21 protein-coding genes and 1 tRNA gene are annotated in these 21,186 nt (G+C 63.6%); 13 read left to right on the forward strand and 9 right to left on the reverse strand.

Annotated features, from left to right (window positions below):
• Positions 1–19 precede the first annotated feature (19 nt).
• The 3 genes from trpD to QVG61_RS01800 are packed head-to-tail and all read left to right on the forward strand — an operon-like array spanning position 20 to position 2,660.
• Positions 20–1,045: an anthranilate phosphoribosyltransferase gene (trpD, locus tag QVG61_RS01790; protein WP_289932682.1), complete on the forward strand. Its 1,026-nt coding sequence runs from the start codon at positions 20–22 to the stop codon at positions 1,043–1,045.
• 8 nt (positions 1,046–1,053) lie between these two features.
• On the forward strand, positions 1,054–1,851 hold the full coding sequence (gene trpC / locus QVG61_RS01795; protein ID WP_354671197.1) for an indole-3-glycerol phosphate synthase TrpC: 798 nt from the start codon (positions 1,054–1,056) through the stop codon (positions 1,849–1,851).
• A 32-nt stretch (positions 1,852–1,883) separates the two neighbouring features.
• Positions 1,884–2,660: a hypothetical protein gene (locus QVG61_RS01800; protein ID WP_289931608.1), complete on the forward strand. Its 777-nt coding sequence runs from the start codon at positions 1,884–1,886 to the stop codon at positions 2,658–2,660.
• 36 nt (positions 2,661–2,696) lie between these two features.
• On the opposite strand, the gene crp is transcribed toward QVG61_RS01800, so the two are convergent.
• Positions 2,697–3,335, reverse strand: a complete 639-nt coding sequence (gene crp, locus QVG61_RS01805) for a cAMP-activated global transcriptional regulator CRP (protein WP_289931609.1) — start codon at positions 3,333–3,335, stop codon at positions 2,697–2,699.
• A 119-nt stretch (positions 3,336–3,454) separates the two neighbouring features.
• Here crp and QVG61_RS01810 point away from each other — a divergent pair, with 119 nt between their 5' ends.
• From QVG61_RS01810 to speD, 3 genes are all read left to right on the forward strand, one after another.
• Entirely contained in the window at positions 3,455–3,874 is a 420-nt protein-coding gene (locus tag QVG61_RS01810; RefSeq protein ID WP_289931610.1) for an OsmC family protein, read from the forward strand.
• A gap of 9 nt (positions 3,875–3,883) precedes the next feature.
• Positions 3,884–5,533, forward strand: coding sequence for a DUF885 domain-containing protein (locus QVG61_RS01815; protein ID WP_289931611.1), 1,650 nt, complete (start codon positions 3,884–3,886; stop codon positions 5,531–5,533).
• 97 nt (positions 5,534–5,630) lie between these two features.
• Entirely contained in the window at positions 5,631–6,434 is an 804-nt protein-coding gene (gene speD / locus QVG61_RS01820; protein ID WP_289931612.1) for an adenosylmethionine decarboxylase, read from the forward strand.
• Positions 6,435–7,200: 766 nt separating this feature from the next.
• On the opposite strand, the gene coq7 is transcribed toward speD, so the two are convergent.
• Complete coding sequence (gene coq7, locus QVG61_RS01825; protein ID WP_289931613.1) at positions 7,201–7,845, reverse strand: 2-polyprenyl-3-methyl-6-methoxy-1,4-benzoquinone monooxygenase; 645 nt, start codon at positions 7,843–7,845, stop codon at positions 7,201–7,203.
• Between the two features lie 99 nt (positions 7,846–7,944).
• Here coq7 and QVG61_RS01830 point away from each other — a divergent pair, with 99 nt between their 5' ends.
• From QVG61_RS01830 to QVG61_RS01855, 6 genes are all read left to right on the forward strand, one after another.
• Positions 7,945–8,253 carry a (2Fe-2S) ferredoxin domain-containing protein gene (locus tag QVG61_RS01830; RefSeq protein WP_289931614.1) on the forward strand — a complete coding sequence of 103 codons (309 nt, stop codon included), beginning with the start codon at positions 7,945–7,947 and terminating at the stop codon, positions 8,251–8,253.
• Between the two features lie 293 nt (positions 8,254–8,546).
• Complete coding sequence (gene rplM / locus QVG61_RS01835; protein WP_289931615.1) at positions 8,547–8,975, forward strand: 50S ribosomal protein L13; 429 nt, start codon at positions 8,547–8,549, stop codon at positions 8,973–8,975.
• 26 nt (positions 8,976–9,001) lie between these two features.
• Complete coding sequence (gene rpsI / locus QVG61_RS01840) at positions 9,002–9,394, forward strand: 30S ribosomal protein S9 (protein ID WP_289931616.1); 393 nt, start codon at positions 9,002–9,004, stop codon at positions 9,392–9,394.
• Between the two features lie 28 nt (positions 9,395–9,422).
• Positions 9,423–9,496 (forward strand) — tRNA-Gln (locus QVG61_RS01845).
• Positions 9,497–10,017: 521 nt separating this feature from the next.
• Positions 10,018–10,833, forward strand: coding sequence for a VPLPA-CTERM sorting domain-containing protein (locus tag QVG61_RS01850; protein ID WP_289931617.1), 816 nt, complete (start codon positions 10,018–10,020; stop codon positions 10,831–10,833).
• Positions 10,834–11,258: 425 nt separating this feature from the next.
• Entirely contained in the window at positions 11,259–12,317 is a 1,059-nt protein-coding gene (locus tag QVG61_RS01855) for a porin (RefSeq protein WP_289931618.1), read from the forward strand.
• A gap of 405 nt (positions 12,318–12,722) precedes the next feature.
• Here QVG61_RS01855 and QVG61_RS01860 read toward each other — a convergent pair whose 3' ends face one another.
• The 7 genes from QVG61_RS01860 to QVG61_RS01890 form a co-directional block, all read right to left on the reverse strand.
• Positions 12,723–13,895: a class II fructose-bisphosphate aldolase gene (locus QVG61_RS01860; protein ID WP_289931620.1), complete on the reverse strand. Its 1,173-nt coding sequence runs from the start codon at positions 13,893–13,895 to the stop codon at positions 12,723–12,725.
• A gap of 26 nt (positions 13,896–13,921) precedes the next feature.
• On the reverse strand, positions 13,922–14,275 hold the full coding sequence (locus tag QVG61_RS01865) for a hypothetical protein (RefSeq protein ID WP_289931622.1): 354 nt from the start codon (positions 14,273–14,275) through the stop codon (positions 13,922–13,924).
• A gap of 3 nt (positions 14,276–14,278) precedes the next feature.
• Positions 14,279–16,624 carry a VWA domain-containing protein gene (locus tag QVG61_RS01870; protein ID WP_289931623.1) on the reverse strand — a complete coding sequence of 782 codons (2,346 nt, stop codon included), beginning with the start codon at positions 16,622–16,624 and terminating at the stop codon, positions 14,279–14,281.
• An 83-nt stretch (positions 16,625–16,707) separates the two neighbouring features.
• Positions 16,708–17,523 (reverse strand): CbbQ/NirQ/NorQ/GpvN family protein, encoded by an 816-nt coding sequence (locus QVG61_RS01875; protein ID WP_289931624.1) that lies wholly within the window; start codon positions 17,521–17,523, stop codon positions 16,708–16,710.
• 30 nt (positions 17,524–17,553) lie between these two features.
• Complete coding sequence (locus tag QVG61_RS01880; RefSeq protein ID WP_289931625.1) at positions 17,554–17,865, reverse strand: hypothetical protein; 312 nt, start codon at positions 17,863–17,865, stop codon at positions 17,554–17,556.
• Between the two features lie 72 nt (positions 17,866–17,937).
• Entirely contained in the window at positions 17,938–18,285 is a 348-nt protein-coding gene (locus tag QVG61_RS01885; RefSeq protein ID WP_289931626.1) for a ribulose bisphosphate carboxylase small subunit, read from the reverse strand.
• A gap of 72 nt (positions 18,286–18,357) precedes the next feature.
• On the reverse strand, positions 18,358–19,776 hold the full coding sequence (locus QVG61_RS01890) for a form I ribulose bisphosphate carboxylase large subunit (RefSeq protein WP_289931627.1): 1,419 nt from the start codon (positions 19,774–19,776) through the stop codon (positions 18,358–18,360).
• A 119-nt stretch (positions 19,777–19,895) separates the two neighbouring features.
• Between QVG61_RS01890 and QVG61_RS01895 the strand changes: the two genes are divergently transcribed.
• Positions 19,896–20,858 carry a LysR family transcriptional regulator gene (locus QVG61_RS01895; RefSeq protein WP_289931628.1) on the forward strand — a complete coding sequence of 321 codons (963 nt, stop codon included), beginning with the start codon at positions 19,896–19,898 and terminating at the stop codon, positions 20,856–20,858.
• Positions 20,859–21,186: the final 328 nt, after the last annotated feature.

Genomic DNA, 21,186 nt, shown 5'->3' on the forward strand with positions numbered 1-21,186 from the left:
AATGAAGAGGAATGAACTGATGGACATGCAGGCGGCGATCCGGGCCCTGACCGAGAGGCGTGACCTGAGCCGGGACGAGATGCGCGAGGTGATGCAGCTGATCATGACCGGCCAGGCCACGCCGGCGCAGATCGGCGGTTTCCTGATCGGCATGCGCATGAAGGGCGAGACGGTGGACGAGCTGACCGCCGCGGCCGAGGTGATGCGCAGCCTGTCGACCCCGGTCGAGGTGCATGGCGAGCACGTGGTCGACATCGTCGGTACCGGTGGCGACGGCAGCAATACCTTCAATATCTCCACTGCCAGCTGTTTCGTGGTGGCGGCGGCCGGCGGCACCGTGGCCAAGCATGGCAACCGTTCGGTATCGAGCAAGTCGGGCAGCGCCGATCTGCTGGAGGCGGCCGGGGTCAATCTCGATCTCACCCCGCAGCAGGTGGCCGAGTGCATCGAGACCCTGGGCGTCGGTTTCATGTTCGCGCCGAAGCACCACAGCGCCATGAAGCACGCCATCGGTCCGCGCCGGGAGATGGGCGTGCGCACACTGTTCAATCTGCTTGGCCCGCTGACCAATCCGGCCGCTGCGCCCAACCAGCTGCTGGGGGTGTTCAGCGAGCAGTGGGTGGAGCCGCTGGCCGAGGTGCTGAAACAGCTCGGCAGTGAACATGTGCTGGTGGTGCATGCCGAGGATGGCATGGACGAGATCAGCATCGGCGCGCCGACCCGGGTGGCCGAGCTGAAGGACGGCCGCATCCAGTGCTACCGCATCGAGCCCGAGCAGTTCGGGCTGCAGCGTGCCGATACGGCGCAGCTGGCGGTGCAGAGCGCGGCCGAGAGCCTGGCGATCATCCAGCGGGTGTTTGCCGGCGAGCCGGGACCGGCGCGCGACATCGTGTTGCTCAATGCCGGTGCCGCGATCTATGTTGCCGGTTTGAGTGCTGAGCTGGCGGCCGGTGTCGAACGGGCCGCGGAGGTGATCGACAGCGGTGCCGCGGCTGACAAGTTGCGCGCGCTGGCAGAACTCTCGCAGCGACTGGGGCAGGGCTGATGAACGACATGCCGGACATCCTGCAGCGGATCCTGCGCCGCAAGGCGGAGGAGGTCGCCGAGCGCAGCGGGCGGCGGCCTCTGCGCGAGCTGCATGGCCGGGTGCAGCAGGCCGCGCCGCCACGTGGCTTCCTGCGCCAGCTCGAGGCACGCGTCGCCGCCGGCCAGCCCGCTGTCATCGCCGAGATCAAGAAGGCCTCGCCGAGCAAGGGGGTGCTGCGCGAGGATTTCCGGCCGGCCGAGATCGCGCGCAGCTACCAGCGTGGCGGCGCGGCCTGCCTTTCGGTGTTGACCGACACCGATTTTTTCCAGGGTGCCGATGCCTATCTGCAGGAGGCGCGCGCCGCCTGTGATCTGCCAGTCCTGCGCAAGGATTTCGTCATCGATCCCTACCAGGTCTACGAGGCACGGGCCCTGGAGGCCGACTGCATCCTGCTGATCGTCGCCGCCCTCGGCGATGCCATGCTGCGGGAGCTGGCGCAGCTTGCCCAGCACCTGGGCATGGATGCACTGGTCGAGGTCCACGATGGCGCCGAGCTGCAGCGCGCCCTGGAACTGCCCTGCCCGATGATCGGCATCAACAACCGCAACCTGCGCAGCTTCGAGGTCTCGTTGCAGACCACGCTCGATCTGCTGCCGGGCATTCCCGGGGACCGGTTGGTGGTGACCGAGAGCGGCATCCACACACCGGCCGACGTGGCGCTGATGCGCGAGCACGGGGTGCACGCCTTCCTCGTTGGCGAGGCCTTCATGCGGGCGGAGGACCCGGGGGCACGACTGGCGGAACTCTTTGCAGCGACAGACTGAATGTACCGAACGACGGAAAGGGAGATGACGGCATGAAGAAATTCTTTGCAACGGGCCTTGCCGGGCTGGCATTGACGGCCGGGCTCGGCAGCGCCGAGGCGGGCAGTTTCAAGACCTATGGCTATGGCACCCTCGCGGCGGGCCAGTGGGAGGCGGTCTACTGGACGGACTATGTAGCCAGCTCGGACCGGCAGATGGCCTATTTCGGCAAGACGGTGGACCGTGAGGGGCTGTGGGGACACACCTTCGAGCTGGAATACGGGGTGACCGACCGCCTGACCGTGGCTGCCTATGCCGATTTCGAGCAGCCTGACGGCGAGGCCTTCAAGCATGTGCAGACCCGGATCGTGGCGGCGCGTTACCGCTTTGGCGACTACCGGCCCGATGCCTTCAACAGTGCAATCTATCTCGAGTACTACCTGCCGAAGGAATCCTATCTTGGCAAGAGCAAGGAGAAGATCGAGCTGCGGCTGATCTTCGAACGCAGCTTCGACGACTGGACGCTGAAGCTCAATCCCAAGTTCGAGAAGGTGGTGAGCGGTCCCGACAACGATGAGGGTCTGGAGTTCGAATATGCCGCCAGCCTGTACCGCGAAGTGGGTGACGATGTCGAGGCCGGCCTGGAACTCTACGGCAGCATCGGCGAGATCGCCAACCCACGGTCGTGGGAGGATCAGCGGCACTATATCGTGCCGGCCGTGACCTTCGAGTTCGGCAAGCATCTGGAATGGAACCTGGGCTCCGCCTTCGGCGTCACCAATGGCAGTGACGACGTGGTCATCAAGAGCATCCTGGAGTGGAAGTTCTGAGGCAGCCGGCGGAGGACGCCGGCTGAACGGTCTGCTTCAGCGGGTGCCGAAGACGACGATGGTCTTGCCGTGGGCGGTGATCAGCCCCTGTTCCTCCATGCTCTTCAGCACCCGGCCGACCATCTCCCGCGAGCAGCCGACGATGCGGCCGATCTCCTGGCGGGTGATGCGGATCTGCATGCCATCGGGATGGGTCATGGCGTCCGGCTGCTTGCACAGGTCGAGCAGGGTGCGCGCCACCCGGCCGGTGACATCGAGGAAGGCCAGGTCGGAGACCTTGCGGCTGGTGGTGCGCAGCCGGGCGGCCATCTGCGAGGACAGGGCGAAGAGGATCTCCGGATCCTCGTGGGCGAGCTGACGGAATCTGGCATAACTGATCTCGGCCAGTTCGCATTCGGTGCGGGTACGCACCCAGGCGCTGCGCGTGCTGCCCTCGCCGAACAGGCCCATCTCGCCGAAGAAGTCACCCTTGTTCAGGTAGGCAAGAACGATCTCGCGGCCGTCCTCGTCCTCGATGAGCACACTGACCGAACCCTCGATGATGTAGTACAGCACATCGGGGGCGTCGCCGGCGTAGATGATGACGCTCTTGGAGGGGTAACGCCGGCGATGACAGTGTTCCAGGAACCTGTCGATCGAGGGGTTGCCGGTACCTTTGACGGGTTTCAGTTCCATAGCTTCCAGTTCAGCGGCCAAGCAGGCCCTTTTCTTTACCACAACAGAGTGTAGGCCCGATCCAGCGGGCTGTCGATCTGTGATAGTCTTCACAAAAATCCCATTCGGAGACAGATCTTATGAAGGCGCGCGTGAAATGGGTGGAGGCCGCCACCTTCATCGGCGAATCGGGCAGCGGTCATGCGCTGGTCATGGACGGACCACCGGAGAGCGGTGGCCGCGACCTCGGCGTGCGGCCGATGGAGATGCTGCTGCTGGGCATGGGTGGATGCACTGCCTTCGATGTGGTGTTCATCCTGCAGCGTGCCCGCCAGCCGGTGAGCGACTGCGTGGTGGAACTGAGCGCGGAGCGCGCCGAGACGCCGCCCAAGGTATTTACCGCCATCCATGTCCATTTCATCGTCAAGGGCCGTGGCCTGAGCGAGAAGCAGGTGGCGCGCGCCGTCGAGCTTTCCGCCGAGAAATACTGCTCGGCCTCGATCATGCTCGGCAAGGCGGCGCGGATCAGCCACGACTTCGAGATCGTCGAGGAGGACTGAGCGGCCGGCATGACCCAGACGCCCGATGCCGTGGCTTTCGACCGGCTGGTCGAGAGCTTCTACCATGCCTGGTTCCGCTTTCACCCCGAGCTTGCGGTGGAGCTGGGCGTCTTCGAACAGGCCGGTCGGCTCACGCCCTGCGACAGTGACGACATCGGCGCCCTGATCGCGCTGAACGAAAAGCTGCTCGCCGAGCTGGAGACGATCGACCCGGAGGCGCTGGACGCCGACCGGCGGCTCGACTACCGGCTGCTGCAGGGGCAGGCCACCCTGGAACACCACGAGCTGCTGGAACGGGACTGGCGGCGCCGCGATCCGCAGCGCTTCCTGCCGCTGGATGCGATCCATCAGCTGACCCTGTTGCCGGTACCGGACTTCGCCGCCGCCTTCGCCAGCCGCGTCGGTGCTGTCTCCGCCTATTTGCGCGGCTGCCGTGCCCACCTGCTGCAGATGCCCGAGCTGGTGTCGCCGCTGTGGCTGGAGACCACCTTGCAGGCCGCCGCGAGCGGCGCCGTCTACCTGCGTGGTCTCGAACGCCACCCCCGGGTGCAGCAGGCCTTCCGCGGCGACAGCAGCATCCATGCCGCCCTGGAGCAGGGCGCCCATGCCGTCGAGGACTATGCCCGTTTCCTCGAGACCGAGATCGCGCCGCGGGCCGCGGGGGATTTCGCCTGCGGCCGCGCCCTGTTCGAGGAACGGCTGCGCCGGCAGCATTTCCTGCCGCTGGATGCGGACCGGTTGCATGCCTTCGGCAGCCGGCTGTTCGAGGAGACGGCGGCTGCGCTCAAGGCCGTCACCCGCGAGCTGCGTGGTGACGAGGATGTGGCGGCCCAGCTCGCCGCCATCCAGGCCGATCACCCGGCGCCGGAGGAGCTGCTGGACTGCTACCGCACGCAGATGCGTGCCGCGCGGCGCTTCCTGGTCGAGCGGGAGCTGATCAGCCTCCCGCAAGCCGAGACCCTGGAGGTGATGGAGACGCCGCCTTTCCTGCGGCCGCAGATCCCCTTTGCCGCCTATCTGCCGCCGGTGCCCGGCGATCCGCGGCAGACAGGCCACTATTACGTCACCCCGGCGCGTGATGCGGCCTCGCTCGGCGAGCACAACCACCTTGCCCTGAAGCACACCTGCGTGCACGAGGCCTGGCCCGGGCATCATCTGCAGTTCGTCACCGCCAATCTCACTCCTTCGGCGCGCAGCTGGCCGCGGCTGGTCAATGCCTCGGCCACCCTCTATGAGGGCTGGGCGCTGTATGCCGAGCAGCTGATGCAGGAACAGGGTTTCCTGGCTGGCCCCGAGTCGCGTTTCCTGCTGTTGCGTGACCGCCTGTGGCGGGCGCTGCGCATCCAGCTCGACGTGGAGCTGCACTGCCGGGGGCTGACCCTGGAGGCGGCGGCCGGGCGCATGCAGCAGGCCCTGGGTTTTGTGCGCGAGCAGGCGCTGGACGAGCTGCGCTGGTATACCCGGGCCCCGACCGTGCCCATGGGCTACGCCACCGGCTGGGCGCTGATCAATGCCGCACGCGAGCAGAGCGCTGGGGGGCTGCGTGCCTTCCACGACCGCCTGTTGTCGGCCGGTTCGCCAGCCCTGCCGCTGGTGCTGGAGCGCGTCTTCGGCACGGCGTTGCGGGATGCCGTGCAGGCCACCCTGTTCGATGGCTGAATCTGCCCGCCGTCCGCTTACCCGGAGCGGCGATTATGGGATAATCCGCCTCCCGCAATCCGCTTGCTGATGGGATGAGGCCATGGTCAAGGCGACGATGAAGAAGAGATTGAAGCTGCACGGTTTCAACAATCTCACCAAGACGCTCAGCTTCAATATCTACGATATCTGCTATGCCAAGACGCCGCGGCATCGTCGCGAGTACATCGAATACATCGACGAGGCCTACAACGCCAGCCGCCTGACCCAGATTCTCACCGAGGTGTCGCACATCATCGGCGCCAACATCCTCAACATCGCTCATCAGGACTACGAGCCGCAGGGTGCCAGTGTCACCATGCTGATTTCCGAGGAGCCGCTGTTGAGCGAGGAAGATCTGGTCACCCGCGAGCAGCCGGGGCCGTTGCCCGATGCCGTGGTGGCGCATCTCGACAAGAGTCACATCACGGTGCATACCTATCCGGAGAGCCATCCGGACAACGGCATCAGCACCTTCCGCGCCGATATCGACGTCTCCACCTGTGGCCGTATCTCACCGCTGCGGGCCTTGAACTTCCTCATTCACAGCTTCGAGTCGGACATCCTCACCATCGACTACCGGGTGCGCGGCTTCACCCGTGACGTGCGTGGTCGCAAGCACTTCATCGATCACAAGATCAACTCGATCCAGAACTTCATGTCCAGGGACACACGGGACAGGTACCAGATGATCGACGTCAACGTCTACCAGGAGAACATCTTCCACACCAAGATGATCCTCAAGGAGTTCGATCTCGACAACTATCTGTTCGGCACCGGGGTGGACGAGCTGACGCCGCGGGAGGAGCGCGAGATCCGCAAGCGCCTGCAGCATGAGATGGCGGAGATCTTCTACGGTCGCAACATGCGCCGCCTGTCCTGAGGCCGGGCGGCGCTGCCTACAATCGGCGGAGAATCCGCTCGCGGCCTGGCGACCGCTCCTACGGGGGACAGAGGTTCCGCCATACCTCGTGTAGGAGCGGCCTCCCGGCCGCGATTTGGCGGGCAATCCCGTCGCGGCCTGGCGACCGCTCCTACAGGGGACAGAGGTTCCGCCACACCCCTGTAGGAGCGGCCTCCCGGCCGCGATTGGCGGCAACCCCGTTCGCGGCCTGGCGACCGCTCCTACCGGGGACAGAGGTTCCGCCGCCCCCTTGTGTAGGAGCGGCCTCCCGGCCGCGATTGGCAGGCAACCCGGTCGCGGCCTGGCGACCGCTCCTACATGGGGCAGAGGTTCCGCCACACCCCTGTAGGAGCGGCCTCCCGGCCGCGATTTGGCGGGCAATCCCGTCGCGGCCTGGCGACCGCTCCTACAGGGGACAGAGGTTCCGCCACACCCCTGTAGGAGCGGCCTCCCGGCCGCGATTGGCGGGCACCCCGGTCGCGGCCTGGCGACCGCTCCTACATGGGACAGAGGTTCCGCCGCCCCCTTGTGTAGGAGCGGCCTCCCGGCCGCGATTGGCGGGCAACCCGTTCGCGGCCTGGCGACCGCTCCTACATGGGGCAGAGGTTCCGCCACACCCCTGTAGGAGCGGCCTCCCGGCCGCGATTGGCAGGCAACCCGTTCGCGGCCTGGCGACCGCCCCTACGGGGGACAGAGGTTCCGCCGCCCCCTTGTGTAGGAGCGGCCTCCCGGCCGCGATCAGCCGTTACAGCCAGTAGCTGCTGCCGGTCATCAGTTTCGAGGTCAGCCTCATCAGGCCGCGGACCGGCGCCGGCAGGGGGGCGCCGCCGGCCTGCATGGCGGTGTTGCCATGCTGCGCCTCGTCGATCTTCATCTGTTCCAGGATGGCGCGGCTCTTCAGGTCCCGTGGCGGCAGGCGCTGCAGGTGCGAATCGAGGTGCTCGATGACCTGGCGTTCGGTCTCGGCGACGAAGCCGAGACTCCACTTGTCGCCGAGGGCGCCAGCCAGTGCGCCCAGGCTGAAGGAGCCGGCGTACCAGAGGGGATTGAGCAGACTCGTATGGCTGCCCAGTTCATGTACCCGCTGCGCGCACCAGTCCAGGTGGTCGTTCTCCTCGCGGGCCGCCTGTTCCATGTTTTCGCGCACCCGTTCCAGGCGGGCGGTCAGCGCCTGCCCCTGATACAGGGCCTGGGCACAGACCTCGCCGGCATGATCGACACGCAGCAATCGCGCCGATTCCCTGCGTTCCGCCTCGTCCAGTTCCTGTTCCGGCTCGGCGTCGGCCGGGTTGGGGCGGCCGGTGGTCTGCGGCCGGCCGAACAGGGTGCGCAGGGCCTGGTCGAAGTTGATGACCAGCTCGTCGAAGGGGGTGTAGTGGCGTGTGTCCATGTGCCATAAGGTAGCGCCTGCCGGTGCCCGGCACCAGTCCCTGGCCGCGCTGCGCCGCCGGCGCTATCATCCTCGACAATGTCAATCCAGGGTAGCGCTATGGCCTATTACAAATACCACGTCTTCTTCTGCACCAACCGTCGGGAGGGCGGCCAGCCCTGCTGCGCGCGGCTCGGCGGACAAGAGATGCGCGACTATGCCAAGCAGCGTTGCAAGGCGCTGGGACTCACCGGTCCCGGCGGGGTGCGGATCAACAGTGCCGGTTGCCTCGACCGCTGTGGCGAGGGGCCGGTGCTGGTGGTCTACCCTGAGGGGGTCTGGTACAGCTATGTGGATCAGGAGGATATCGATGAAATCATCGACAGCCATCTTCGCGGTGGCACCCCGGTGACGCGACTTGTTATTTGAAAAACAAATAGTTAGTCTATTTCGGCGCCTGGTGAAAAAATTTCCCGGAGGGTGTTGACAAGCAAAGCGTAATATTAGACAATGCTTACATACTGAATTGTCGGATCCCCCCTCGATATACCGGCAGTTCAGTACTCCTCCATCCTCCTTTGGTGGTTATTAGCGCGGCGCCCTCTTGCCGCGCTTTTTTTTTGCCCGCGATCCGGGGCGGTGGATTCTGGTGCTTGTATCTTCAATCCGCTTTATGTACCATTCCGCCTCTTTCTAACGATGGTCTGTGGAGCAAGTCTCGAATGAAGACGTTTAGTGCCAAGCCGGAAACGGTCAAGCGTGACTGGTACGTCATTGATGCAACGGGAAAGCATCTGGGTCGCCTGGCCACCGAAGTGGCGCGTCGCCTGCGTGGCAAGCACAAGCCGGAATACACGCCGCACGTCGATACCGGTGACTACATCATCGTCGTCAATGCGGAGAAGGTCGCCGTGACCGGCCGCAAGGAAAGCGACAAGATGTACTATCATCACACCGGTTACATCGGCAACATGAAGTCCATCAGCCTGGGCAAGCTGCGCGAGAAGGCGCCGGAGCGGATCATCGAGACTGCCGTCAAGGGCATGCTGCCGAAGAACACCCTGGGCCGCGCCATGTACCGCAAGCTGAAGGTCTATGCCGGGCCCGAGCATCAGCATGCCGCGCAGCAGCCGCAGACGCTGGATATCTAACCTAATATATAGCTACTGGAATCGCCATGTCGCAGGATCAGATCTACGCAACCGGCCGCCGCAAGACCTCGACGGCCCGTGTCTTTCTCCGCAAGGGCAGCGGTAACATCGTCGTCAACTCGCGCCCGCTGGACGAGTACTTCGGCCGCGAGACGGCACGCATGGTGGTGCGTCAGCCGCTCGATACCACCGAGCTGAACGACCAGTTCGATTTCTACGTCACCGTCTCCGGTGGCGGGATGACCGGCCAGGCCGGTGCCATCCGTCACGGCATCACCCGCGCCCTGATCAAGCACGACGAGACGCTGCGCGCTCCGCTGCGCAAGGCCGGTTTCGTGACCCGCGACGCACGTCAGGTCGAGCGCAAGAAGGTTGGTCTGCGCAAGGCACGCCGCGCCACCCAGTTCAGCAAGCGCTGATCCGGGAGCGGTTGCCCGATCGTTTCATTGGGGGATCGTCTAGCGGCAGGACTACGGACTCTGACTCCGTCAACCTAGGTTCGAATCCTAGTCCCCCAGCCAATAAAAAACCCCGCCCTCGTGGCGGGGTTTTTTATTGGCTGGGGGTCGATGGGTGAGAAGCTAGAAGCTAGAAGCTAGAAGCTAGAAGCTAGAAGCTAGAAGCTAGAAGCTAGAAGCTAGAGTAGGAGCGGCCTCCAGGCCGCGATGCGGCGCAAAACGTTGCTATAGAATCCAGAATCCAGAATCCAGAATCCAGAATCCAGAATCCAGAATCCAGAATCCAGGAGTCAGGAGTCAGGAGTCAGGAGTCAGGAGTCAGGAGTCAGGAGTCCCTGGGTTTGTATTGCTGCGGGCCATGTCCGCCCTGCTTCTTGTTTTGGCTGGGTTGGCGGCGGAAATTGGTGGCTGGCAGTGGTTCCTGCCCATCCGGTGTTGCGTTTTTTACTTGGATTCCTGGGGGTTGCGTGGGAGATTGCCTGGCGCCGCGAGGCCTGTTAAGATGGGGCAACGCGGTTGGGAAGAATCTAAAATGAAGCCGCCGCGGCGAATAATTAAAGAACGGCAGAACGGAGGAGTTCATCATGGTCGATACCCTGTCGCGGCGTCTCGCCGCTCTGGCTGCCCTTGCGGCTGTCGCCGGTTTCTCGCTGCAGGCGCAGGCCGCCTCGGTGTATGCCGTCTCCCTGAACGAGATCACGAATTTCTCGATGTCCGTCGATTCCGGCAGCGTGTCGTTCTCGAGCTTCACCTTTTCCAACGACAGCGCTTCGATGAGCAGCCTGGGCACGGCCAGCAGCGATCCGCTCGATGCCCCGGCGGCCTGCATCGGCGCCCCATGCGCGGGCTATGACAACGACTTCGTGGTGCATGGCGCGGTCGGCGGCGACTACACCTACGCGGATGCGCAGATCATCAATACCGATGTGCTCAACGGCAACGGCGCGGCATCGGCCATCGCCGAGAGCCATGTCAGCTCGGGTACAGGCTTCGCCCAGGCCTCGAACACCCTGATCTCCACCGCGTTCTCCGTCGGCAGCGGCGGCGCCACCGTCAGCTTCTCCTTCGACGCGGCGCCCTACCTGCAGACCCTGGTGTCCGGTGGCAGCGCCGCCTCGAATCTCAGCCTGAGCATCTTTCTCACCAAGTACGGTGACAGCGCGCCGAGCTATGCCGCCACGCCGTTCAGCATAGGCATCGCCTCCAACGAGGAATACAATCCCGCGACGCCGATCACGGTCAGCGACAGCGCGGCGCTCGCGGCCGGCGATTACGCGCTCAACATCACCATGAGCCAGATGGTCAATGTCTCGGCCGTGCCGGTTCCCGCCGCCGTCTGGTTGTTCGCGTCCGGTCTGGTGGGTCTGGTGGGAGTGGCGCGCCGCCGCGTCCGCGGCTGAGCGTTCCTGCGATCCGTACCCGAACGACGGCGGCTTCGGCCGCCGTCGTCGTTTGGCGGCGGGGCGAGCCCCCATCAGCCTGCCGTGGCTTGCTTGGGCGACCGCTCCCATCTGCGCCCGCGGTGGCGGGTCGACGCCGCGATTCGGCGGCATGTATGAGCGGCGCAACGGACGGCAACCGATGCCGTCGGAATCATGGCGGATTTGATGTGCCAATAGATTATTTTTATCTGTAAATCCTCAATATTTTGCAGGGGTTGCCGAAGCAGGGCGGACATGGCACAGCATGTTGTGTTGTGCATAAGCAACACAAAATGACCCTTGTGGTTTTTTTGAGAAAAAGTGTTGCATCAGGGTTGAAGCTGGAGTACGGTAGCTCCGGTTCTGAAAAACCAGACCTTTCTATTTGGATAAGGGGAAACACAATGGACAAGAAGATTCTTTCTGCAGCCGTCGCCGGCGTACTGGCCGGTTCCATGGCCTTTGCCGCCAATGCCGATGTCACCGTGTTCGGCAAGCTGAACATGAGCATCGATTCTGTCGACGTCGACGGTGGTTCCGACGACATCAACATGAACTGCACCACCTGCTCCGTGGGCTTCAAGGGCTCCGAGGACCTGGGCAACGGTCTGAAGGCCGTGTTCCTGATCGACTTCCAGTATGATGGCAGCGAGCGCAACGCTAATGGCGCGCTTACCGATCGTGACCAGTGGGTCGGCCTGGCCGGCGAGGGCTGGGGTTCCGTCAAGTTCGGCACCATCAGCACCGGTTACAAGAGCACCGGCGCCATGATCGATCCGCTGTACCGCACCTCCGCACAGGCTCGTGGCCTGGGCTTCCAGTCTTCCCTGCATCTGGGCGCTGGCGAGAACGGCCAGGGCCGCATGACCAACCACGTCCGCTATGACTCCCCGAGCATGAGTGGCTTCAAGGTCATCGTCGACTACAGCTTCGACTCCGAAGACGTGACCACCCGTGACGACGACGCCTGGGGTCTGACCGGCGTGTACAAGAATGGCCCGATCCTCGGTTTCGTGTCCTACCTGACCAACGACCATGGTGGCGAGGATGACGCCTGGAAGATCGGCGGCAGCTACCAGATCAACGACGAGGCCAAGGTCTTCGCTCAGTACGAGAACGACGGCGGCCTGATCTCCAGCACCACTGAGCTGGCTGCTGGCGCTGCCTCCAACACCACCAAGGATGCTGACGTCTGGCACATCGGTGCCACCTACACCATGGGCAGCAACATGCTGTATGCCGCTTATGGTCAGGGTGACGACAACAACACCTCCGGCGCCACCAACACGGCCGAGTACGATACCTGGACCATTGCCGTTGCGCACATGTTCAGCAAGCGTACCTTCGTCTACGGTGGTTACAACAACATCGATTGTGACGGCACCACCGGTAACGTCTGCGGCAGCCGTACCCGCGCAGGCGAGCAGGATGTCATCACCATCGGTCTGCAGCACAACTTCTGATCTCGACTCGCTTCGAGTATGAAGTGGAACGGGGCCTTCGGGCCCCGTTTTCTTTTGGTTCATCGTGGATCTCCGGGGAAGGCGGCGCGGATTTTCGGGAAGAAGTGCCCGGTATCCCGGAAGCATACCTGTAGCTAGGGTTCAAGGGCGATCGGCCAGGATGCGCAGCCAGATGCGTCCTGACAAAATCGCCGGGAGCGATTTTGAACAGCCGCAAGGCTGGCCCGAAGGGCGGAGGGCAGGATGCCCGGAGTCAATCGAATAGGCGCAAAGCGTACCCCGCCACGAGGGCCTATTTGCGAGCCTCCTGGCCTTGTATACCAGCCTGCACTCCGATCATGCGGGCCGCCTTGGTGCAATATGCGGGCTAGAGACTTGAACTCGTCCTTGAGTACATGGACCGGCTCAGGTCTGGTAGTCGATGCTGATCCGGTTTCCGGCGACGGGACGGAAACGCTGGTTGGCGAAGGCGACGTGCGCCGGGTGTTCCCGGTAACTGTCGATGACCCGCGGGTGGCAGAAGCGCACCAGCCAGGTGTAGCGGTAGCTCGCGTCCGTCTGCACCGCTTCCCCGGTGATCACTTCGCGCACGCCCGGAATGGCGGACAGCACCCGGCGGCCTTCTTCCATCATCGCCTGCACGTCCACCATGTCCGGCTTGTCCACGTTGTAGATGATCAGGTGTTCCACCGGCGTCCACGCGCGGCAGCGGGCCAGCACTTCCGCCGCCCGGCCCGCGGCGCCCCACAGGCGCATGCAGCGTTCCACTTCCTCTGCGATCGCCTCCCGCACCCCGTTCACCGCGCCGGGCCAGGAGCCCTTCTTTTGCCGGGCGAGATTCTGCCGGAGCCGGTTCGCCGCGGCGTCGGCCAGTGCGGAATAGCAGTTGATCTTGGTGATGCCGTTGGCAATCAGCCGCCGGTACTGGTCGTCGGACAGGCCGGAACCGCCGTGAATGACCAGCGGAACGTCCAGCGCATCCCGGATCTGCTTGAGCCGGGCATAGTCCAGCCGCGGCTTGCCCTTCATCCTTCCATGCACGGTACCGATGGAGACGGCGAGGAAATCGATCCCGGTGCGTTCCACGTAGGCCTTCGCTTCCGCCAGCGAGGTATGGGACAGTTCTCCGGGAAAGGTTTCCGCTCCTTCCCCCTCGACGCCGGGAACGTAGCCCAGTTCCCCTTCCACGGCCACGCCGCAGGCGTGCGCGGTCTCCACCACTTCCCGGGTTCTGCGGGTGTTCTCGGAGAAGTCCAGGTGCGAGAGATCCACCAGCACCCCGTTGCAGCCGCGGTTGATCCCCCGGATTGCGGACTCGACACTCGTGCCGTGATCGAAATGAATCGCCACCGGCACCTGCGCGCGCATGGCGGCCTCCTCGACCGCGGGCATCAGCAGATCGAAATCGAAATACGGGAAATGCGTCTCCGCCAGGCTCAGGATCAGCGGCGCCCTCGCCCGCTCCGCAGCCTGTACGATGCCTTCCAGAAAATCCAGGCTCACCACCTCGAAGGCACCCACGGCATAGCCGTGTTCCCGGGCGTGTCCGAGCATGTCTTTCATGTCAACGATCGGCATGGTTCCTTACCCTTTTACAACAGACATCAGCCAAGCCGGGCTTCCAGTTCGTCCCGAATCATGGCCAGCATCCTTTCCCGCAGGCTGCTGGCCATGTAATGATAGTAATTCAGGGTACAGCCCACCGGCGTGTGCAGGCTGCTTCGCCCCGCATCCTCGAAATCCGTCCAGGCCAGCAGCGGCAGATCGTACTGGTTCTGATCCACCACCACCCAGTCGTCCTCCTCGACGATCAGTACGATCTGGCTGCGCCCCGGATATGCGACGCGCAGCGGAAGCAGCCTGTGCAGGCGCGCCCGCCGCCACAGGTTGTAGAGCGTGGCATCCACTTCCTCCCTGCGCGTCGCGTAGACCGGCATGTCTCCGATGCGCGTGCCCATGCGTCATGCGGTCAGGCTGGCGAACAGCAGCGGCAACTGTTCCGGCAGGCGCTCCACGTGATCGATGATCGTGTACTGGTTCTCGCCGAATATGCGCTTGACGTAGCTGTCCGCCATGGGATCCAGCGTCAGGCAATAGGACAGCACCCCGTTGGCATACAGTTCCTCGACTGCTTTTTTCGTGTCGTGGCGCAGGTGCTGCGGATCCTGCTCGTCGATGTCCGCCGGCTCGCCGTCGGTTACCAGCAGGATCAGCTTGCGCCTTTCCTGCTGCCGCAGCAGGTGCTGTCCCGCATGGCGCAGCGCCGCTCCCATGCGGGTGGACAGTCCGCCCTTCATGCCCGCGAGCCTTGCCTTGGCCTCGTCATCGAAATGCTGGCTGAAATCCTTGAAGCGGTAGTATTGCACATCGTGACGGCCGTCCGATGCGAAGCCGTGCAGGGCGAAGGGATCGCCGATGCCCTCGATCGCCGTAGCCACCAGCGTGGCCGCCTCGCGGGTCAGTTCCAGCACGGTCTTGTCGCTGTCGCCGACGCGCTCGTTGGTGGACTCGGACAGATCCAGCAGCACCACCACGGCCAGGTCCCGGGTCTTGAGCACGTTGCGCATGGTGATGCGGGGGCTGGGCTGCTCGCCCATGCGCAGGGCGACCATGGCGTCCACGGCCGCGTTGATGTCGATCTCGTCTCCGTCCTCCAGGCCCCGCTGGCGCTGCACGCCCGCCGGCGCCAGCAGATCGATGATCTGCCGGATGCGGTGGGCGACGGGCTTGTACAGGGTGAGGATGCGATCGATCTCCTCCGCATCGCCCCGTGGCTGGCGCCGTTCATAGACGGTGACCCAGTCGGGACGGTGGAGCTGAATCTGGTAGTCCCACTCGTGGTAGTGATAGGGATCCGAGACCGGCTCCTTGCCCCACATCTCGTTGAAGGTTTTCGTGTTGTCGGTCAGGTCGTCCTCGTAGGGGCGCATCGCCGTCGAACAGATCCAGACTTCCTGCGCGTCGTCGCCGGCCAGTTCGCAATCGACCTCGTTGGCCATCTCGATGACACTCACGTGCTTGCGCACCTGACGCTGGCTCGCGGCGACATACTCGACGCCGCGGTTCCAGTCGATTTCCTCGAAGCGCCAGATCATGCGATTGTCGTCCCGGTAGGGGATGCGATAGCGCTCCAGGATGCGCAGGCTGGGCACTGCGCGGCGTCCGGCGAAGATGTTGTAGAGTTCGATGCCCATCATCCAGGAAAAGTGGTTGTCGTCCTGATTGGCATCGATGTTCTCGTGGAACCTGTCGACGAAAGCATCGATCTGCTCGTCTCCGCTGCGGACGCTGCCGTCGAGAAGCTGCAGAGCCAGTTTCTCCAGCACCGGCACCGTCTCGTGTTCCACCGGCTCGTCGTATTCCGCCTGCATCAGGGAGAGCCAGAGCCGCTTCAGTCCGGGGAAGCTGCTGACCGCCTTGTATTCTATGCGCGCATCCTCCAGCAGGCCGACGAAGAACATCTGTGCCGGGCTGAGCTGTTCCGCCGAGACCGGGCTGCGGGTATACATCATGTGCGCGGCCATGTGCGCGGCCGTGGCCCGGTAGATCTCCAGCCCGGGAATGTCGCCGAGATCGTCCAGCGCATCGGGGACATGGATGATCCGGTCCTCGATGTAGGGACGGAAGTCCGTGTAGTCGGCACCGGTGGGGCGCAGGAAGAAGTCGCGGCCCCACAGGGCGCGCAGGTAGAAATTGATCTTGCGCTGGATCCTCACGAACAGCACGCCCCGGCGTTCCTTTTCCAGCATCGCGCGGCTGTCGGCGGACTGCAGGTTGAAATAGGAGGTCAGGTTGTCGAAGTCGCGGCGGTAGGCCTGGGCGCCGAAATTGGCCCAGCGGCGCAGCCCGCTCAGGGTCAGCTTGGAGAGCAGCTCATCGATGTGGTTGAGCATGGGCCGCAGGCCACGGGCCGCGGTCGAGGCGAGCTGGTGGATCAGCGTCAGGTAGCCGCGCACCAGTTGCGCGTCTCCCAGGTGACGGGACACGGACGGCAGGCTGGCGAACAGCAGGGTGATGACCTCGCCCGAGGTCATCGAGGAGACCTTCATCGCCGCCGTAATGACATCCGGGATGATGTCTTCCCCGCATTCCCTTGCGACCAGCGGCATCTCCTCGAGATAGGTGGTGACCAGGTCGTGTCCGCGCCGCAGGTTGATCAGCGCACGGGCGCCGTCCAGGTAGTCCCCCAGCCCGGCCGGGGACATGATGCGGGCGGCTTCGTGGAACGTGCTCTCCAGCACCTCGCGGATCTCGGGAACGGCTTCTTCCAGGAACTCCGCGTAATCTTCAAGTTTTACGGATGACATCGGCGCACACCATTACAGGAAAACGGATCGGGAACCCCGCTGTCCGGCACCGGATTTTCCGGCCCCGCGGGGGGATTCGGAAGCTATCCCAGGAAGGTCTGCACCGCGGCATTCAGGGTGTCCTGCATGTCCGGGTCGTCGGTCAGCGGTGTGACCATGGTGATGGTGCAGGCCGCTTCCGGGTCCACGCCCTTGCTGATGAGCTGGCCGGCATAGACCAGCAGACGGGTGGAAATGCCCTCGTCCAGGCCGTGCCCCTTGAGGTTGCGTGCGCGGTGGGCGATCTGCACCAGTTTTTCCGCGATGGCCTCGTCCACCCCGGACTCCTTCGCGACGATGGCCACTTCGAGTGCGGTCTCGGGATAATCGAAGCTCAGTCCGCCGAAGCGCTGCTTGGTGGACTGCTTGAGATCCTTCATCAGGCTCTGGTAGCCGGGGTTGTAGGAAATCACGAGCTGGAAGTCCGGGTGGGCCTCGATGAGCTCGCCCTTCTTGTCCAGGGGCAGAACCCGGCGGTGATCGGTGAGGGGATGGATGACGACCGTGGTGTCCTGCCGTGCCTCGACCACTTCGTCGAGATAGCAGATGGCGCCGATGCGCGCGGCCGTGGTCAGCGGCCCGTCCTGCCACCGGGTGCCGTCCTTGTCGAGCAGGAAGCGGCCGACCAGGTCGGATGCGGTCATGTCCTCGTTACAGGCCACGGTGATCAGCGGCTTGCCGAGTTTCCAGGCCATGTATTCGACGAAGCGCGACTTGCCGCAGCCGGTCGGCCCCTTGAGCATCATGGGCATGCGGGCCTGGTATGCCGCCTCGTAGTATTCGATTTCCTTGCCGACGGGTTGGTAAAAGGGTTCATCGCTGATGATGTACTGTTTCGGATCTGTGTTTGTATCGGACATGCTCATCCCCATTCATACGGGTTCGGTGTTTCAGTCTTCGTGTGCGGTTTCATGCTCTCCGGACCAGCCTGCTGCCCTGGCCCTTTCCAGCGCACGGCCGTGGATGTCCCGGTGACGCGCCGCCAGCGGTTCGGGCAGGTTGCTGACCAGGCAGCCATGCCTGTCCCACTCCGCATTCACTTTCTGCATCAGGGCGTCGATCATGGGAAGGCTCCAGCCTTCACAGGTCTCGCTTTCATCGAGAATGCCGAACACCCAGGCATCACGGATGATCTTGCCGATGCTGGTCATGCCACCGTTGATATCCCGATCGATGCCGACGTATTTGTCCGGTCTGCTCATGGAAATGTCTCCTGCACGGTTAGGGTATTCCGTTTCCGGCCACGCCTGTGCGCGACCGGAAACGGACATTCCTCAGACCACCTTGCCCCGGTAGATCACCATGGCGGCACCGGCAGACTGCGCAAAGTTGTCGAAGCCGAGCAGACGCACGTGGTTGTTCGGGTGCGCTGCATGGCAGGCTTCCACTTCCTTGAGAATGGCGTCCACGTCGGTTTCACCGAACATGGGCAGCTTCCACATGTACCAGTAGTGGCCGCCGGCATTCTCCGGTTCGGTATGTTCGATACCCGGGTTCCAGCCCTTGCTGACGATGTACTCGATCTGGGTGCGGATCTGCTCCGGGGTCATCTCCGGAAGGTAGGAAAAGGTTTCGAACTTGCGGCTCGAGGGATCACTCAAGCTTGACTGATAATCTTGCATGTTGTTACTCCTGAATCGATATAAAAATTTCCGGTTCCCGCCGTGCCGGCCGGCACGGCGGAATCCTTGCGCTTACTTGTGGGAAACGTCCAGCTTGTCGACGGTGTCGAACTCGAACTTGATTTCCTTCCAGGTTTCCATTGCCGCGGCCAGCTCGGGGCTGTGCTTGGCGGCAGCGGTAAGGATGTCCTTGCCTTCCTTCTCGAGTTCGCGACCCTCGTTGCGGGCCTGCACGCAGGCTTCCACGGCAACGCGGTTGGCAGCGGCACCGGCAGCGTTGCCCCAGGGGTGGCCCAGGGTGCCGCCACCGAACTGCAGCACGGAATCGTCGCCGAAGATGCTGACCAGGGCCGGCATGTGCCAGACGTGGATGCCACCGGAGGCAACCGGAAGCACGCCGGGCATGGCGCCCCAGTCCTGATCGAAGAAGATGCCACGTGAACGGTCTTCCTTGATATAGGAGTCGCGCATGATGTCGATCCAGCCCAGGGTCGCGTCGCGGTCGCCTTCCAGCTTGCCGACCACGGTGCCGGAGTGCAGGTGATCACCGCCGGACAGACGCAGGATCTTGGTCAGCACGCGGAAGTGGATGCCGTGGTGCGGGTTGCGATCCAGCACGGCGTGCATGGCGCGGTGAATGTGCAGCAGCATGCCGTTGTCGCGGCACCACTGGGCCAGCTGGGTGTTGGCGGCCCAGCCACCGGTGAGGTAGTCGTGCATGATGATCGGTGCGCCGATTTCCTTGGCATATTCGGCACGCTTCATCATTTCATCGGCGGTCGGTGCAGTCACGTTCAGGTAGTGCCCCTTGCGCTCGCCGGTCTCGGCCTCGGCCTTCTGGATGGCTTCCATGACGAAATCGAAACGGTGCTTCCAGCGCATGAAAGGCTGGGAGTTGACGTTCTCGTCGTCCTTGGTGAAGTCCAGACCGCCACGCAGACCCTCGTAGCAGGCGCGGCCGTAGTTCTTGGCGGACAGGCCCAGCTTCGGCTTGATGGTGCAGCCCAGCAGCGGACGGCCATACTTGTTCAGCATGTCGCGCTCGACCTGGATGCCCTGGGGCGGTCCGTTGCAGGTCATCACATAGGCCAGCGGGAAACGCACGTCTTCAAGGCGCAGGGCGCGCAGAGCCTTGAAACCGAACACGTTGCCGACCAGCGAGGTCATGACGTTGACCACCGAACCTTCCTCGAACAGATCGATGGGGTAAGCAACGAAAGCGTAGAAGCAGGTGTCGTCGCCCGGCACGTCCTCAATGGCATACGCGCGGCCCTTGTAGTAGTCCAGATCGGTCAGCAGATCGGTCCAGACGGTGGTCCAGGTACCGGTCGAAGACTCGGCGGCCACGGCCGCGGCCACTTCTTCACGGGGCACGCCGTCCTGGGGGGTGACCTTGAAACAGGCCAGAATGTCCGTGTCCTTGGGGGTATAGTTGGGGTCCCAGTATGTTTCGCGGTACTCTTTCACGCCCGCGTCGTAGGTTTTAGCCATTTTGCTCTCCAGTGTTCGTCCAACGTTATGCCGCGGCCACGCCGCGTGGTGGACATAGTGCCCAAACCCGGGTATAAGCAAAAATCAATAGTTTCTATTTTTGATATAGATGTTCAGCTATGGCCTACTCCACCGCCGACAAGCTCATCCGCCATCTCACCCTGCGCCAGTTGCAAATCTTCGAGGCCGTCGTCCGGCTCGGCGGCTATACCCGTGCGGCCGGGGAGCTGCATCTCACCCAGCCGACGATTTCCATGCAAATCAGGAAGTTGTCGGAAACGCTCGGCCAGCTCCTGCTGGAGCAGGTGGGCCGCCACATCCAGCCCACCCAGGCCGGCCGCGAGGTCTACGCCGCGGCCCGGGACATCCTCGACCGCATGGTCTCCCTGGAGGAAACCACCAACGAGCTGGAACGAATCGTCAAGGGACCGCTGCGCATCGCGGTCATCACCACGGCGAAATACTTCATGCCCCACCTGCTCGGGGCATTCATCGATCGATATCCGCAGGTCGAGCCGCACCTGGTCGTCACCAACCGCTCCAAGGTGCTGACGCGCCTGAAGTCCAACGAGGACGATCTGCTGATCATGGGCCAGGTCCCCGAATACATGGATGTGGAAGCCCACCCCTTCGTGGACAACGAGCTGGTCGTCGTGGCCCATGCCCGCCATCCCCTGGCCCGGCGCAAAAAGCCCCTGACCCTCGCGCAACTGTGCAAGGAACGCTTCCTGGTGCGCGAACCCGGTTCCGGTACCCGCCTGGCGGTGGACCGGCTGTTCGCCGGGCAGGGTCTGAAGATCAATCCCTACATGGAGCTGGGCAGCAGCGAGGCCATCAAGCAGGCGGTCATGGCCGGGCTGGGGCTGTCGGTCCTGTCCCGCCACAACCTGCGCCTGGAACTGGAATGCGGGCACATCGCCGTGCTCAAGGTGGAAGGTTTTCCCCTGATCCGGAGCTGGTACGCGGTGCACCTCAGGGGCAAGAAACTGCCACTGGTACCGCGCACCTTTCTCGAATTCCTGCTGCGGCAGGGCAAGGACATGATGGCGCACCAGCCTGCCGCAGGACAGGCAAACGCCTAGCCGCATGCTGCTCACCAGCCTGTTGGCGCGCTGTTCTGCTTTTGCGGGCCCCGGCGGCTTGATGGCCACGGGAAACACGGAAGGCACAGAGGTGAGCTTTTGCAATGGCCACGAAATCCACGAACGATCTACCAAGCAAGCGGCATGTGGCGGACCTTCATGCATGCCTTGTACGGGTTTTCGTGGGTTTAGTGGGTTTCGTGGCTATGGCTTTTTCCGTGCCTTCCGTGTTTCCCGTGGTCATGGTTCGTTGTTCCGCGGCCAGCCGGGAAAGGGAATTCCGCGCTCATTCCGGCGCCGGAATCGGCTAGAATAGCCGCCACACATT

The sequence above is a fragment of the Thiohalobacter sp. IOR34 genome (genome assembly GCF_030406045.1).
Classification (GTDB): Bacteria; Pseudomonadota; Gammaproteobacteria; order Thiohalobacterales; family Thiohalobacteraceae.